We start from the raw sequence: 15142 nt of genomic DNA, 5'->3' as shown, positions 1-15142 counted from the left end.
CGCACCCTGGCGGGCCCGAACCCCTCGTCGCCGGCCCCGTCCGGGTGCGCACATCAGGCGACGGATTTGAACGGATCGTGCTCCGCGATCAGTTTTTCCATCCGCGCCTCGTCCAAGCGGCGGCCGATGCTCGCCGATTCCTGTTGGTCGCGAACCACCTTCGCCAGGGTGAACGCACTCGACACCAGGAACAGCACGGACATGCCGAGGAAGCCGCGCTGTGCGATATCCAATGGTAGGTAGAAGATGCCGACGCCGGTCCCGAAGAAGCTGACGCCGAACGCGATCGCGGCTTGCGCGAGGAAGGCCGAAGAGGTTTTCGGTCGGGCGTTGGGATTGGTCATGGGTACCGAGTCTGCTGATTCGGGGCGCTACGCGACCGCGTACAACTACTCGAGTGCGTTGGGTAATTGCCGAACGTCACGGTAAGTGACACTGCCGCTGGATGATTCGCGCATCGAGTCGGTCGCCTCGGCCGAGCCCGCGTGTGATCTGTACCCCCGATGCCGCGTGGCGCCGCGGGCAACATACCCGCTGACCCGCGCGCACCCGCATACTGTTCCGATGATGATCGCTACGGACCCGTCCACGCCCGTGCCCCATCCGAACCGCCACGATCCGGGCACCGCGCCATCGCGCTGAGACGATGCTCGAAACCGCGACCACCCTGACGAAGCTGCGTGCGCGCGGCGTTGTGGTCGTGCGGCGTGCCGAGGACATCATCGACCTGAACTACGCCGGGCTGGTCTTCGCGACGATCTTCTTCGCGCTTTCGGTGACGCCGTCACTGGTACCGCGCGACTGGCTGTTCCAGGGTCTGATCAGCGGCATCAATGCCGCGCTCGGCTACGGTCTCGGCTGTCTATTGGAGTGGTTGTTCCGGCTCTGGGTCCGGCCGCGGCTGGCCAAGCTGCTGCGCGATCGAATTTCGCCGCCGCCGACCTGGGTGCGCTATGCGGTGAAATCCGCGATCCTGCTCACTGCCGCCCTCACTGCGGCCTTCATGCTGGTGCAGTCGGCCCGCTGGCAGCGCGAAATCACCGCGCTGATGGGTATGGAGGGCACCACGACCCCCGCCTATCTGCGCACGGGATTGCTCAGTATCGCGGTCGGGACCGGCGTGGTCGTGGTGTATCGGACGCTGCGCGAGATCATCCGATTCCTGGCCCGCCAGCTCAACCGCTGGGTACGGGTACCGCGCGAGCTGGCCCCATCGGCTGGATTCCTGGTCCTGGTGGTGCTGACCGTCACGCTGTTCAACGGCGTCGCCTCGCGCGCCTTCTTCGCGGTGGCCAACTCGGCATTCAGCGTGCAGAACGATCACACCTCGCCGAATGCTGTTCAGCCGGTGCAGCCGGAACGCTCGGGGAGTCCGGCATCGCTGGCGAAATGGGATTCGCTCGGGTTCGAGGGCCGCTGGTTCGTCTCGCACGGCCCCTCCGCCGCTCGAATCACCTCGACCACCGGTAAGCCCGCCCGCGAACCGATTCGCGCATATGTGGGTCTCGAGTCGGCACAGAGTGGTGAAGCGCGAGCCGCGCTCGCCGTCTCCGAATTGGAGCGCACGGGTGCCTTCGACCGCAAGGTGCTGGTGGTCGTCACCACGACCGGCACCGGATGGGTCAATTCCATGGCGGCCGGTGCCATCGAATACATGTACGGCGGCGACACCGCGATCGTGGCCTCGCAGTACTCGTACCTGCCGAGCGTGCTTTCCTTCCTCGCGGACCGCGGCAAGGCAACGGATGCGGGTAAGCAGCTCTTCGACGCGGTGTACCAGCATTGGTCGGCACGGCCGGAGGGGGCGCGGCCGAAGTTGCTCGTGTATGGCGAGAGTCTGGGCTCGCAGGGCTCGGAGGCGGCCTTCGACGGACTCGCCGATCTGCGCTCCAAGGTCGACGGTGCGCTGTGGGTCGGCCCCCCGAATTCGAATCGACTATGGGATCAGTTCGTTTCGCGACGCGATCCAGGATCGCGCGAGGTCGAACCGCTGTACGCCGATGGTTTGGTGGTCCGATTCGCCTCCGACAGTGCCGATCTCGCGCGTCCGACGACCGAATGGCGGGCTCCGCGCATCGCCTATCTGCAGCACGCCTCCGACCCGATCGTCTGGTGGTCCTCGGACCTGATCTTCTCCCAACCGGATTGGCTGTCCGAACCGCGCGGCTCCGATGTGTCCTCGCAGATGCGCTGGTGGCCATTCGTCACGTTCTGGCAGGTCACCTGTGATCTGTCCAACGCGCAGGGCGTCGCCGACGGACACGGCCACCGGTACGGCAGTCTGGTATTGGACGGCTGGATCGCCGTCGCGGCGCCACCGGATTGGACTGTCGAACAGTCCGACAAGATCCGGGCCCAGATCGAGGCCGCCGAGGACTACGAGCGCGAGATCAAATGACATTTATCGGGCGCGTTGCGAAAAGTTCTGTCGCGATTGGTGTTCCATTGGCGTGGAGCAATTGGCTGTTGCCGCGCTTGCAGCTGGATCTGCGCGGCCGCACCGCAGCCAATGCGGGATTCGCGACTGGCTACGCATTGGCATTTCGCGGCCGACCGAACTGGTTGTCCGTGCGTGGTCTCGGTTACGGACTCGCCTCGGCGAGCGTGGTCGCCGCCGGTTATGGTGCGGCCGTTGCTATTCCGGCGCTGCGTGATCGTCTCGGTGGGTTCGCCGACCGGGCTCCGGACGTGTCGCTCGGTGAGTGGGTCGCGGTACATATCCCGATCGGCACCGCCTACAGCGAGGAACTCATCTTTCGTGCAACACTGAACCGGTTGCTGGACAACGAGTTCGGGCCGGGAGGTGGTGCGTTGATCGGAGCGGCTACCTTCGGCCTCTGGCACATCTATCCCGCACACGCTGCGGGCGACAGCGTTCCGGCATCGATTGCCGCGACCGCTGCCGGTGGCCTCCTATTCGACCTGCTGCGCCGCCGCACCGACAGTGCCACAGCCCCCGCTCTGCTGCACTTCGCCGTGAACGCCGGGGGTGCGCTTGCGCCGCGAATCGCCGCGGCTGATACGCCGAGCAGTTGACCGGCTTCAGCCTGTCACGTTGCGGCTCCCAGCTTGTCGCCGCACCATCCATACCGGCGCGAACGGGCCCGAACGTGCATCCCTGACCTCGACGACCGAACACAGCGCTCATTTTCGCTCGATTCGGCGGGGATCCCCCGGCGGGCAAGAGCGCGGGCGCTCAGGCCAGTCGCCTCCCAGTATTCTCGGCATCGTGGCAGGACGAGCAAAGGTGGATCCAACGGAATTGCGAGCGGCGGTCGCGGCGGTCAGCGCCTGGCTGCGCGACGATTCGACGCCCGCACCCGCCCGGCCCGAACTCGCCGCCGCGGTCCGCACCACCGTTCGCGCCCTCGCCGCCGCCGCACCCGGCCACTCCGTCGAGGTGCGCGTCCCACCTTTCGTGGCCGTGCAGTGCATCGAGGGCCCGCGGCACACCAGGGGCACACCGCCGAATGTCATCGAAACCGACGCGCGCACTTGGCTTTTACTTGCCACCGGCCTCCTCGAATTCGATGTTGCGGTGGCATCGGGCGTGGTCAGCGCTTCCGGTAGCCGAGCTGGCGAAGTGGCCCACTGGCTGCCCATCACGCGTGCCACCACCACGGACTGACGATCATCCTCACTGTGCGCACATTGTGCCCAGAGGAGGTGTGAATCCCGGTGAGGGCTGCGAGGATTCGCGGCCTAAGGGGAGACGGTGTCGGTGGCCTGGGTGAGGCGGTCCAGCAGCGCGGTTCTGATGGCCGGGCGGGAGCCGAAGACCAGCGTGAAGGTCGCCTCGCGTAGTGAGCGCTCGGCGGCGTTGCCGCGCGTGACGGCCGCGCTACCGGCGGCCGTCACCAGCGCCGTCGCCGCGCGGACCGCGAGTTCGGAGGCGTGGGCGCGGGCAAGGTAGATATCGGACTGGCCGGTGAGCGCATCGTCGAGTTCGGTACGGATGCGGGCGGATTCGGCGGCCATGGCGGTGGTGTCGACGCCCGAGCGCGTGAGTTCGCCGAGGCAGCGGCGCACGATGCCGAGAGCGATCGCACCGTTGCGCCAGGCGGCCAGGATGAATGAGGCATGGAAGTTGCGCAGGGAAATTCGGTTGTCCACAGCGGCATCGGGCACCTGGAGGCCGTCGAAGGTGAGCGTCACGGTCTTGCTGGCATCGGCGGCGATGAGCGGGAGCGCGGTGGCGTGCACCGCGGGGCCCGGTTCGGCGGGCACCAGAACACTGATCAGCGACCCCTCGTCGTCGGCATCGCGGGCCATCACGCCGAGAATGTCCACCAGACCCCATCCGGTGACGAATGGTGCGGTGCCGTCGAGCACATACCCGCCGTCTATGCGACGTGCGATCAAGCCGGGCTGGTCGTTCGCGCCCGCGTAGCTCACACCGGCGCGCACCCGTCCGTGTCGCAGGTCCTCGGTAAGTCGTTCGCGCAGTTCGGGATTCGGAGAGGTGGCGATCCGGCGCGCGACCCCGAGATGCTGCGCCCAGACGAAGGTGGTCGCCAGACATCCGCCCACCAGGAGCTCGCCCGCCTGGGTGAAGGTGGCGATATCCATATCATCGGCCATGGTCGCGCCGTAGAACCCGTATTCGGCGAGCAGGTCGAAATGGGTGCCGGGAATTTCGCCGGTGCGGTCGACCGCGTCGGCCTGTGGTGCGAATATCTCATCGGCCAGATACCGCGCGTGTTCGATCCACGAATTCACAGCACCTATCTTGGTGCATGCGGCGAAACCGGTCGCACCCGCCATGAGCCTGACTCAGCCGCGGGACAGATCGCGCCTGTGTAGCCCTTTGTAGTCGTAGTACCGGGTGGCGCAGGTGCCGAGCACCAGCCCGATCGCGAGCCCGAGCACCGCCATCCACACCCCGCGTGCCAACCCTGCCGGGAAGTTCGCATCGAAGTACAGAATTGCGCGTACACCGACGAACACCTGGTGCATCGGCTCGAATTTCGCCAGCCAGCCGAGGTATTTCGGCGTCGCCTCGATCGGCACGGTGCCGCCCGAGGACGGCAGCCCGAGAATGATGAACAGAATCAGATTGATCAGCAGACCCGCCGAACCGACCGCCGCCAGCACGGACAATCCAGTGATCCCCACCGCCATGATGGCCAGCGCGCTGTAGAGAAACAGCGTCAGCGGATGGTCGATCGGCATATCGAGCAGCCCGGCCACACCGAGGAATACGCCCGCGACGATATTCGCCGTGATCACCATCACGCCCCATTTGATCAGCAGCGTATTGAACCGCGAGATCGGAGTCGTCGGGAAATGCACGTACCACGGTCCGTATTCGGTGGGTACGAATCCGAGTGCCGCATCGATCATGGTGTGGATGGTCATCGAGCCGACCAGCCCGGCGAGCAGGAGTAGCAGGGCGTAGAAAAACGCCGTCAACCCTTGGCCGGTGCCCGATGGCAGCGGGCGGAACGGCGCGATGACAATGTGCACCGGATCCGCGAGCGCCACCCGCGTGGCACCCGTCAACTCGGGCGCGGCCCCGCCGCCCGGCGGCTTCAACTGTGCATTCACCTGATCGGTCAGCTGTTTACCGACCTGCTCGTTCACTTGGGTGAGCGCCCGGGTGCCGATGGTCGTGACGATATTTGTGACGAACGCCCCACTGCGCGGATTCGTCTGCAACGTCAGCGTCGGACGCTGGATATCACCGGGCACCACGCTGCCCGCGCCGAGAATGGCGAGGCGCTTACTGAAATCGCTGGGAATCAGGATCGTGCCGTACACCGCACCGGACTGCATCTTCAGCTCGGCCTCGTTGATGCCGAGTACCTGCAGATCGACCTTGTCCGACGGAATGCCCTGGCGCAGCGCATCGGTGATCTGTGTGCCGAAATTCACTTGCTGGCCGCCGACCGTATCGCCGACATCCTGGTTCACCAAGGCGATCGGGAAGTCGTGCAGGTTCTTCTCCGGATCGACGACGTAATCCAGATACATCGTGCCGAGCAGCGCCATGAACAGGGTCAGTATCGCGATCGGGGCCACCCACATGCGCGCGGTCGACCGGGTATCCGACCCACGGCGGCGCGCACTGTCCGAAGTCGTCACGGCTGGCCACGGTAACACCGTGCGGCGCGGAAAAACGGCAGCGTCGCTCCGTGGTTGCCGCGCCTCCCCGGTGGCGGTGATCGCGGCACATCCCGCACACGTAGACTGGCCATTGCCCCCAGCCCGCCCGAACAGGGAGCAAACGGTGACCAACGCCGAAATGCCGGTCCAAACTAATCCCGATCAGGTCGAGAACGAACCACGTGAAGAGTGTGGTGTGTTCGGAGTCTGGGCGCCGAGCGAGGACGTGGCCAAGCTCACGTACTACGGCTTGTATGCGCTACAACACCGTGGCCAGGAAGCTGCGGGCATCGCCGTCTCCGACGGCTCGCAAATTCTGGTCTTCAAGGATCTGGGCCTGGTCAGCCAGGTATTCGACGAGCAGACACTGGCCGCGATGCCGGGCCACATCGCCGTCGGTCACTGCCGTTATTCCACTACCGGCTCCACCACCTGGGAGAATGCCCAGCCGATCTTCCGCACCACCTCGGTTGGTTCCGGACTTGCGTTGGGCCACAACGGAAATCTGGTCAACACCGCCGAATTGAGTGCGCGCGCACGCGAACTCGGACTGATCGGTATGCCGCCGGTCTCCGGTGGCCGCCCCGCGCCGATCACCGCCACCTCCGACTCGGATGTGATGACCGCGCTGCTCGCCCACGCCGCCGCGGATTCGAGTATCGAGCAGGCCGCGCTGAAGCTGCTGCCGACGCTGAAGGGCGCGTTCTGTCTGACCTTCATGGACGAGCACACCCTCTATGCCGCGCGGGATCCGCACGGTGTCCGTCCGCTGTGCCTCGGTCGGCTCGAGCGTGGCTGGGTCGTAGCCAGTGAGACCGCCGCATTGGATATCGTCGGCGCCGCCTTCGTCCGGGAGATCGAGCCGGGCGAATTGTTGGCGATCGATGCCGATGGTGTGCGGTCCATGCGTTTCGCCAATCCCGAACCCAAGGGCTGTGTCTTCGAATACGTCTACCTGGCCCGGCCCGACAGCACCATCGCCGGTCGCTCGGTGCACGCCACCCGGGTGGAGATCGGCCGTCGGCTGGCCAAGGAACATCCGGTCGAGGCCGATCTGGTTATTCCGGTGCCGGAGTCCGGCACCCCCGCCGCGGTCGGTTACGCGCAGGGTTCGGGTGTGCCCTACGGGCAGGGCCTGATGAAGAACGCTTACGTCGGACGCACCTTCATCCAGCCGAGTCAGACCATCCGCCAGCTCGGCATCCGACTCAAGCTGAATCCGCTGCGCGAGGTGATCCGCGGTAAGCGGCTGATCGTGGTGGACGACTCCATCGTGCGCGGCAATACCCAGCGCGCGTTGATCCGGATGCTGCGTGAGGCGGGCGCGTTGGAGATTCACGTGCGGATCGCCTCGCCACCGGTGAAGTGGCCGTGCTTCTACGGCATCGACTTCGCCTCGCGTGCGGAGTTGATCGCCAATGGCGCGGGCGCTGATGACAGCTACGACGACATGGTGGAGGCGGTGCGCCGTTCGATCGGTGCGGACACCCTCGGCTACATCTCCACCGAGGGCATGGTCGCCGCCACCGAGCAGCCGCGCTCGCGACTGTGCTGCGCCTGCTTCGACGGTGATTATCCGATTCCGCTGCCCACCGAGGCGGCCATCGGCAAGAACGTGCTGGAGGGCATGCTCACCGGTCAGTCCGAGGCAATGTTGTTGAGCGAGAACGCGAATGCGAGCGCGCTGAGCCGTCCCTGACCGAATTCGATGATCATGAACCCCTCGGCGAAAGCCGGGGGGTTCGATCTTGTTCGGGCGCTTTCCGCGCGAGCTGTCCGCGGCTGTGCCGTGGCCTGCTCGAGACGTAGCGGCGACGAGTTCCGGGCGAACCTGGTCATTCGTCCGGTGATCCGGTGTTGCCCGTGCGCCATTCGCAACGGCCGCTAACCAGCCCGTGACTTTTTCTTTGAAAACGCAACATCCCAGAAATGGATCGTGGGTACGGTGCCCGACATATCGGAAGTTCACCGTGCCCGCCGCGGACCTGTGATCCAGCACATGCGGTGTGGCGCGCTCGAGAAGTGGGGCCTGATGATGAGGGTTTCGAACAAGCCTGGGCGGACGCGACGAATCGCGGCGGTCGGGATGGCGGCGCTGGCCGTCTCCGCGATCGCGGGATGCGGTTCGGGGCGCACCGGTGGGGGTGGTGACGGGGCGGGTTTGGTGGCGGGCACCACGGACAAGATCTTCTCGCTCGACCCCGCGGCCGCCTACGACAACGGTTCGCTGCTGGTGGAAAACCAGATCTATTCGTATCTGCTGAATTTCGCACCGGGCGATGCCACACCGAAGCCCGACGCCGCGGACAAGTGTGACTTCAGCTCGCCGACGATATACACCTGCAAGCTGAAGTCGGGGCTGAAGTTCGCCAATGGGAATCCCTTGACCGCCAAGAGCGTCAAGTTCTCCTTCGATCGCATGCAGGGCATCAACGACCCGAACGGTCCCGCCTCGCTGCTCGGCAATCTCGAGAAAACCGAGGCCGTCGACGACCTGACGGTGAACTTCACCCTGAAGGTCGCCAACGATCAGACCTTCCCCGCGATCCTGCCGACCCAGGCCGGTCCGATCGTGGACGAGAAGGTCTTCCCGGCCGACAAGGTATTGCCGGATGACGAGGTGGTGAAGACCAAGGGCTACTCCGGCCCGTACACGATCGCCAGCTACGACAAGAACAAGCTGGTCGAGTACCAGGCCTACCCCGACTACAAGGGCATCCTCGGCACACCGAAAACCTCGCGGGTCTCCACCAAGTACTACGCGACCTCGGACAATATGAAGCTGGATTTGCAGAGCGGTGCGCTCGATGTCGCATACCGATCCTTCACGCCGACCGATATCGAATCGCTGCGCAAGGACAGCAAGGTCACGGTGTCGGACGGGCCCGGCGGCGAGCTGCGCTACATCGTCTTCAATTTGAACACCATGCCGGGCGGTACCCCCGAGCAGAAACTGGCGGTTCGCAAGGCCATCGCCTCATCGATCGACCGGCCCGCGCTGGCCGAGGGCGTCTACAAGAACACCTATCAGCCCGCGTACGGCTTTGTGCCGCAGGGCATGCCGGGTGCGGCCGAGCCGCTGAAGGAGCTCTACGGTGCCAAGCCCAATAAGGATGCGGCGGCCAAGTTCCTCTCCGGCGCGGGCGTCGCGACACCGGTGGAGCTGAACCTGCAGTACAACCCGGATCACTACGGTTCGAGCAGCTCCGAAGAGTATGCGGCGATCAAATCGCAACTGGAGTCGACCGGACTGTTCAAGGTGAATCTGCAATCCACCGAATGGGTTACCTACCAGAAGGAGCGGGCCCGCGACGGTTACCCGCTCTATCACTTCGGTTGGTTCCCGGACTATCCGGACGCCGATGACTACCTGACCCCGTTCTTCGCGCCGAATAACTTCCTGCAGTCACATTTCGAGGACCCGAAGATCACCGCGCAGCTGACCGCGGAGACGACCGAGCAGGACAAGACCAAGCGCATCAAGCTGATCGAGGATGTGCAGAAGGATCTCGCGCAGAACTATCTGCCGACCCTGCCGCTGCTGTCGGGTAAGCAGATCGCGGTGTCGAATCCGAGCGTCAAGGGTGTGTCGGACACACTCGACGCGTCGTTCAAGTTCCGATACACGGTGCTGAGCAAGTGACCTCCGGCGAAGCCGGGCCCGAAACGATTGCCGCCGCGGAAAAGCAGGCACCGGATCGGGCCCGGCGCTTCGGGCTGCCGTGGGCCGGGAAGTCGAGTGGGGATTCCCGGCAGCTGGCGTTGGTGCGGTACTTGGTGATTCGACTGTTGTTGATTCTGCCGACGGCGTGGATCCTGGTCACCGTCGTGTTCTTCCTGATGCGAGTGATCGGCGATCCGATCAGCGCCGCGATGGGCGGACGGATGACCCAGGAACAGATCGAAGTGCGCAAGGAGGCGGCCGGTCTGAACCGGCCGATCCTGACTCAGTATTGGGAGTACATCTCCGGGCTGATGCACGGCGATTTCGGTCACTCCCAGGACAATCGGCAGATCAGCGAGGTGGTGACGACCTATGGCGCGGCCACCCTCGAGCTGGTGTTCTGGGCGCTGCTCGTCGCCTTCGCGGTCGGCGTTCCGCTCGGGAGATACGCGGCGACACACCGTGATTCGACCGCCGATGCCGGTCTGCGGCTATTCGCCATCCTGGCCTATGCGGCGCCGGTCTTCTTCGTCGGTCTGCTGCTGAAGCTGATCTTCGCGGTGAAGCTGGAGTGGCTACCGGTCGCCGGCCGGGCGAGCACGCCTGTCGAGCTGCAACTGCAGCATGTTTCGCCGAAGACCAACATCATGGTTGTCGACGCAATCCTCTACGGGGACAACAGTTATCTGATCGACGTGCTGAAGCATGCGATATTGCCCGCGGTGGCGCTGGGTCTGTTGACAGCGGGCATCTTCCTGCGCCTGGTGCGCGTCAATCTGATTCAGACGCTGCGCAGCGAGTTCGTGGACGCCGCACGGGCACGCGGACTTTCGACGCGAGTGGTGACAGGAAGACATGCCGTGCGCAACGCGATGATTCCGATCATCACGGTGATGGGTATGTATATCGCGACGATGCTCGGCGGTGCGGTGCTCACCGAGACCACCTTCGAATGGAAGGGGCTGGGTTACCAGCTCGCGGAATACCTGCATCAGCGCGATTTCATCGCGGTGCAGGGGATTGTCGCGTTCCTGGCACTGGCCGTCGCAGTTATCAGCTTCCTGGTGGATGTCGTTGTCGCGCTGATCGATCCGAGGGTGAGATTCTGATGACCGCTCCGGAATTGGCGAACGAACCACTGGTGATGCCGCCGGTGCCGCCGACCAAACGCCGGCGGATTCCCGGATTGCGCCTGTTCACGATGACCGCCGGATTGCAGCGGGTGACGCTGATCGTCGGACTCGGGCTCGTCGCGGTATTCGTATTCGTGGCGATCTTCGCTCCACTGATCGCGCCGTACGGGCTGGCCCAGAACTCCGCGGACGGTGTCGGTTTCGTCGCACAGCAACCGCCCTCGGGTCAGCATTGGTTCGGCACGTCGGTGCGCAGCGAGGATGTGCTGTCCCGGGTGATCTTCGGTGCCCGTACCGCGCTGTTGGTGATCGCGATCTCGTTGGTGATGTCACTGGTCGTCGGCGTGCCGCTGGGTCTGGTGTCCGGGTATATCGGACGTGCCCTCGACCGGGTGCTCGTACTGTTCATGGACGCCATCTACGCGTTCCCGACCTTGCTGCTCGCGATCGTCGTCTCCATCGTGGTCGCGGGTGGGCAGTCGAGCAGCTTCGGCGGCGTGCTGTCGGCGGCCGTCGCGATCACGGCGATCTATGTGCCGCAATACTTTCGGGTGGTTCGCAATGCGACCGTCGCGGTGAAGAACGAACCGTATGTGGACGCGGCCAGGGTCACCGGTGCCTCCACCACTCGAATCATGTTTCGGCATATTCTCGCCAACGTCACCCAGTCGCTGCCGGTGATCGTCACACTCAATGCGGGCGATGCCATCCTGACACTGGCCGCGCTCGGCTTCCTCGGTTTCGGTATCGAACCGACTCAGGCCGCCGAGTGGGGTTACGACCTGAATAAGGCGCTTTCCGATGTCTCCAATGGCATTTGGTGGACGGGCATCTTCCCCGGTACCGCCATTGTGCTGGTGGTGCTCGGACTGACGCTGGTCGGCGAGAGCCTCAACGAGGTGCTCAATCCATTGCTGCGCACGCGCCGTGCCGTGAGCCCGGCCACCGTCGCCGGCGACACGTTGGGCGTCGCCGGCGCCGATCTCGAAAAGGGCGCGCCCGCAGCGGAACTCACCGCAGCGGAACTCGACCTCGTCATCGGGGCCGAGGACCGCGCCGAAAAAGGTAACGCCGAAATGGACGGGATCCCAGAGGGCAGCGCCGAAAAGGACACCGCTCCAGAAAGCAGCGCCAGAAAGGGCAGTTCCGCAGTGGAGAGTGCCGAAAAGGACAGCGGTCCAGTCGAAAACACGGAAGGACCAGCGCGATGACCCAAGCGTCAGCCGAGACCGAGCGCCCGGCGCTGTCCATCGAATCGCTGTCGGTCACTTTCGCCACCGACGCCGGTCCCGTATACGCGGTCAGCGATGTCTCCTATGAGGTATTCCCCGGCGAGGTGCTTGCCATTGTCGGGGAATCCGGGTCGGGCAAATCGGTGAGCTCGCGCACCGCGATCGGGCTGCTGCCGGATACCGCGCGGGTCGAGGGACTGGTCACCCTCGGCGCGGACAAGGTCACCTCGATGAGTGAGCGGCAGCTCACCGCACTGCGCGGCGGCGCGATCTCGATGATCTTCCAGGAGCCGGGTCGTGCACTCGATCCGCTGTTCACGGTGGGCTATCAGATCGCCGAGGCACTGCGGGCGCACAGTGATATGAGCCGTAAGGCAGCCAAGTCCAGGGCGATCGAGCTGCTGCGGATGGTCGGACTGCCCGATCCGGAGCATCGGGTGGACTACTACCCGCATCAGCTCTCCGGCGGCCAGAAGCAGCGCGTGATGATCGCGATCGCGATTTCCTGTGAGCCGAAGGTGATCATCGCCGACGAACCGACCACCGCACTCGATGTCACCGTGCAGGCCGAAATCCTGGAGCTGCTGCGCGATCTGCGTGATCGCATCGGCAGCGCCATCGTGCTGATCACCCACAACATGGGGGTGGTCGCCGATATCGCCGACCGGGTGGTGGTGATGCGCGACGGCAAGGTGGTCGAGCAAGCGTCGGTGGACGAGCTGTTCGCGGCTCCGAAGCAGGAGTACACCCGCAAACTCCTCGCCGCCGTACCGCATCTGGGCACCGAGCAGTTGGAGCACGGTGCGGTCGAGGAAGTCGCCACCGCCGAGCCGGTGCTCGCGGTGTCCGATCTGGTGGTGCAGTTTCCCGGACCGTTCGGCCGACCGCCGTTCCGTGCGGTGGACAACGTGAGTCTGTCCATTCGGCCCGGTGAAACCCTCGGCCTGGTCGGCGAGTCCGGTTCCGGGAAGTCCACCATCGGCCGCTGCGTCGCGGCCTTGCAGCGCCCGACCTCCGGGGTGGTGAAGGTACGCGGACAGGACATCGCGGAGCTGTCCCAGCGGCAGCTGCGCCCGATTCGCCGCCGCTTCGGATTCGTCTTCCAGGATCCGGCCAGTTCGCTGAATCCGCGGCTCACCGTCGGCGACTGCGTGGCGGAACCGCTGATCGTGCACAAGGCGGGCAGCGCCACGCAGATCCGGGCGCGGGTCCGCAAACTCCTCGATGACGTGCAGCTGCCCGCGGGCACCGAACGCCGCTATCCGCACGAACTGTCCGGCGGCCAACGTCAGCGCGCCAGCCTGGCCAGAGCACTGGTCCTCGATCCGGACCTACTGGTCGCCGACGAGCCGACCAGCGCGCTGGACGTCTCGGTGCAGGCGGCGGTGCTGGAACTGTTCGGACAGCTGCAGCAGGAGTGCGGCTGGGCCTGCCTGTTCATCAGCCACGATCTGGCGGTCGTCGACCAGCTGGCCGATCGGATCGTGGTACTGCGCAACGGCGCGGTGGTCGAACAGGGGGATCGTGATCGCATCTTGCGCCGACCCGAACAGGAGTACACCCGGCGGCTGGTCGCCGCGGTCCCGGTTCCCGATCCGGTGGAGCAGCGACGCAGGCGCGCCCAATCCGCCGCGATGTTCGCCACCGGGCACACCGAATGATCGGCGCGCGGCGTGTGCCCGGTACGAAGGAGAAGACTGATTTCGGGAGCCATCCAGCGCGACGTCCGCTGCAAGCTTGTTATGTGACTCCGGTAGCGTGAGCTGGCATCTATCCGCCGATTCGGTTTGGAGCTCTCCCCGAAAATGACTGAACAGACCCCCACTGGTGCCGGTGCCTCGTACGCCGCAGCCGGCGTGGACATCGAGGCAGGCGACCGCGCAGTCGAGTTGTTCGGGCCATTGGCGAAGAAGGCCAGCCGGCCCGAGGTGCAGGGTGGGCTCGGCGGATTCGCTGGGCTGTTCGCACTGAAGGGTAGCTACCGCGAGCCGTTGCTCGCGGCCTCCACCGACGGGGTCGGCACCAAGATCGCGATCGCCCAGGCGATGGACAAGCACGACACTGTCGGCCTCGACCTGGTCGCCATGGTCGTCGACGATCTGGTGGTCTGCGGCGCCGAGCCGCTGTTCCTGCAGGACTACATCGCCATCGGCAAGGTTGTCCCGGAGAAGGTGGCCGAATTGGTCTCCGGTATCGCGGAGGGCTGCGTGCGTGCGGGCTGCGCCCTGCTCGGCGGCGAAACCGCCGAACACCCCGGCCTGATGGATCCGGACGACTACGATCTGTCCGCGACCGGCGTCGGCGTGGTCGAGGCCGATTCGGTGCTTGGTCCGGATCGGGTGCGTCCCGGCGATGTGGTGATCGCCATGGGCTCCTCGGGTCTGCACTCCAATGGCTACAGCCTGGCCCGCAAGGTCCTGCTCGATATCGACCGGATGTCGCTGACCGGCCATATCGAGGAGTTCGGCCGCACCCTCGGTGAGGAGCTGCTGGAGCCGACGGTCATCTACGCCAAGGACTGCCTCGCGCTGATCGCCGAAACCGATGTGCGGACCTTCGCACACGTCACCGGCGGTGGTTTGGCCGCGAATCTGGGTCGGGTGATTCCCGCGGGCATGGTTGCCGAGCTCGATCGCGGCACCTGGAATCCGGCGCCTGTCTTCAAGATGATCGCCCAGCGCGGCCGGGTCGACCGGGTCGAGATGGAGAAGACCTTCAATATGGGTGTCGGCATGGTTGCCGTGGTGGCGCCCGAGGATGTCGACCGCGCCCTGGCCGTGCTGACGGCACGCCACATCGCTTGCTGGACCCTCGGCACCGTCAAGAAGGCCAAGGATGCCGAGGCGGTGCGCGCCGTCCTGGTCGGCGAGCACCCGCGCTTCTGAGTCTGTGTCTTTGGCAGCGCCTTCGGCGCTGCGTGTTCGCGGCCCCCTGGTGTGGGGGGGGGGGGGGGGGGGCGCCGCGCGCGGGGGGGGGGGGGGGCGGGCCGCGCCCGGCCCCCCCGCGGG

General features: G+C 65.4%; 11 protein-coding genes and 1 pseudogene. 9 read left to right on the top strand and 3 right to left on the bottom strand.

Annotation, left to right across the window (positions count from 1 at the left end):
• Positions 1-53: 53 nt before the first annotated feature.
• Positions 54-344: a YiaA/YiaB family inner membrane protein gene (locus ACIBG0_RS07900; protein ID WP_397030424.1), complete on the bottom strand. Its 291-nt coding sequence runs from the start codon at positions 342-344 to the stop codon at positions 54-56.
• A gap of 302 nt (positions 345-646) precedes the next feature.
• Between ACIBG0_RS07900 and ACIBG0_RS07895 the strand changes: the two genes are divergently transcribed.
• The 3 genes from ACIBG0_RS07895 to ACIBG0_RS07885 all read left to right on the top strand — a co-directional run bounded on the left by ACIBG0_RS07895 (position 647) and on the right by ACIBG0_RS07885 (position 3628).
• Positions 647-2398 carry an alpha/beta hydrolase gene (locus ACIBG0_RS07895; protein WP_397030422.1) on the top strand — a complete coding sequence of 584 codons (1752 nt, stop codon included), beginning with the start codon at positions 647-649 and terminating at the stop codon, positions 2396-2398.
• 68 nt (positions 2399-2466) lie between these two features.
• Positions 2467-3036, top strand: coding sequence for a lysostaphin resistance A-like protein (locus tag ACIBG0_RS07890; protein WP_397030420.1), 570 nt, complete (start codon positions 2467-2469; stop codon positions 3034-3036).
• 193 nt (positions 3037-3229) lie between these two features.
• The gene (locus ACIBG0_RS07885) at positions 3230-3628 is read left to right on the top strand and encodes a sterol carrier family protein (protein WP_397030418.1); all 399 of its coding nucleotides are present in this window, start codon (positions 3230-3232) and stop codon (positions 3626-3628) included.
• 74 nt (positions 3629-3702) lie between these two features.
• On the opposite strand, the gene ACIBG0_RS07880 is transcribed toward ACIBG0_RS07885, so the two are convergent.
• Complete coding sequence (locus tag ACIBG0_RS07880) at positions 3703-4719, bottom strand: acyl-CoA dehydrogenase (RefSeq protein WP_397030416.1); 1017 nt, start codon at positions 4717-4719, stop codon at positions 3703-3705.
• A 54-nt stretch (positions 4720-4773) separates the two neighbouring features.
• Positions 4774-6027, bottom strand: coding sequence for an ABC transporter permease (locus ACIBG0_RS07875; RefSeq protein WP_397031165.1), 1254 nt, complete (start codon positions 6025-6027; stop codon positions 4774-4776).
• 217 nt (positions 6028-6244) lie between these two features.
• Here ACIBG0_RS07875 and purF point away from each other — a divergent pair, with 217 nt between their 5' ends.
• The 6 genes and pseudogenes from purF (at position 6245) to purM (ending at position 15019) form a co-directional block, all read left to right on the top strand.
• A complete protein-coding gene (gene purF / locus ACIBG0_RS07870) occupies positions 6245-7804 on the top strand; it encodes an amidophosphoribosyltransferase (RefSeq protein WP_397031163.1) in 1560 nt (519 codons plus the stop codon).
• A gap of 387 nt (positions 7805-8191) precedes the next feature.
• Positions 8192-9748, top strand: a complete 1557-nt coding sequence (locus tag ACIBG0_RS07865) for an ABC transporter substrate-binding protein (protein WP_397031161.1) — start codon at positions 8192-8194, stop codon at positions 9746-9748.
• Between the two features lie 119 nt (positions 9749-9867).
• Positions 9868-10878: an ABC transporter permease gene (locus ACIBG0_RS07860; RefSeq protein ID WP_397031160.1), complete on the top strand. Its 1011-nt coding sequence runs from the start codon at positions 9868-9870 to the stop codon at positions 10876-10878.
• A 35-nt stretch (positions 10879-10913) separates the two neighbouring features.
• Positions 10914-11831: pseudogene (locus ACIBG0_RS07855) on the top strand (ABC transporter permease); the annotation flags it as partial.
• Positions 11832-12109: 278 nt separating this feature from the next.
• The gene (locus ACIBG0_RS07850; protein ID WP_397030414.1) at positions 12110-13795 is read left to right on the top strand and encodes an ABC transporter ATP-binding protein; all 1686 of its coding nucleotides are present in this window, start codon (positions 12110-12112) and stop codon (positions 13793-13795) included.
• A 144-nt stretch (positions 13796-13939) separates the two neighbouring features.
• On the top strand, positions 13940-15019 hold the full coding sequence (purM, locus tag ACIBG0_RS07845; protein ID WP_397030412.1) for a phosphoribosylformylglycinamidine cyclo-ligase: 1080 nt from the start codon (positions 13940-13942) through the stop codon (positions 15017-15019).
• The last annotated feature ends 123 nt before the right edge of the window (positions 15020-15142 follow it).

Origin of the sequence: Nocardia sp. NPDC050630 (assembly GCF_044457245.1) — a bacterium.
Classification (GTDB): domain Bacteria; phylum Actinomycetota; class Actinomycetes; order Mycobacteriales; family Mycobacteriaceae; genus Nocardia.
This window is presented reverse-complemented; position numbering and strand designations above follow the sequence as displayed.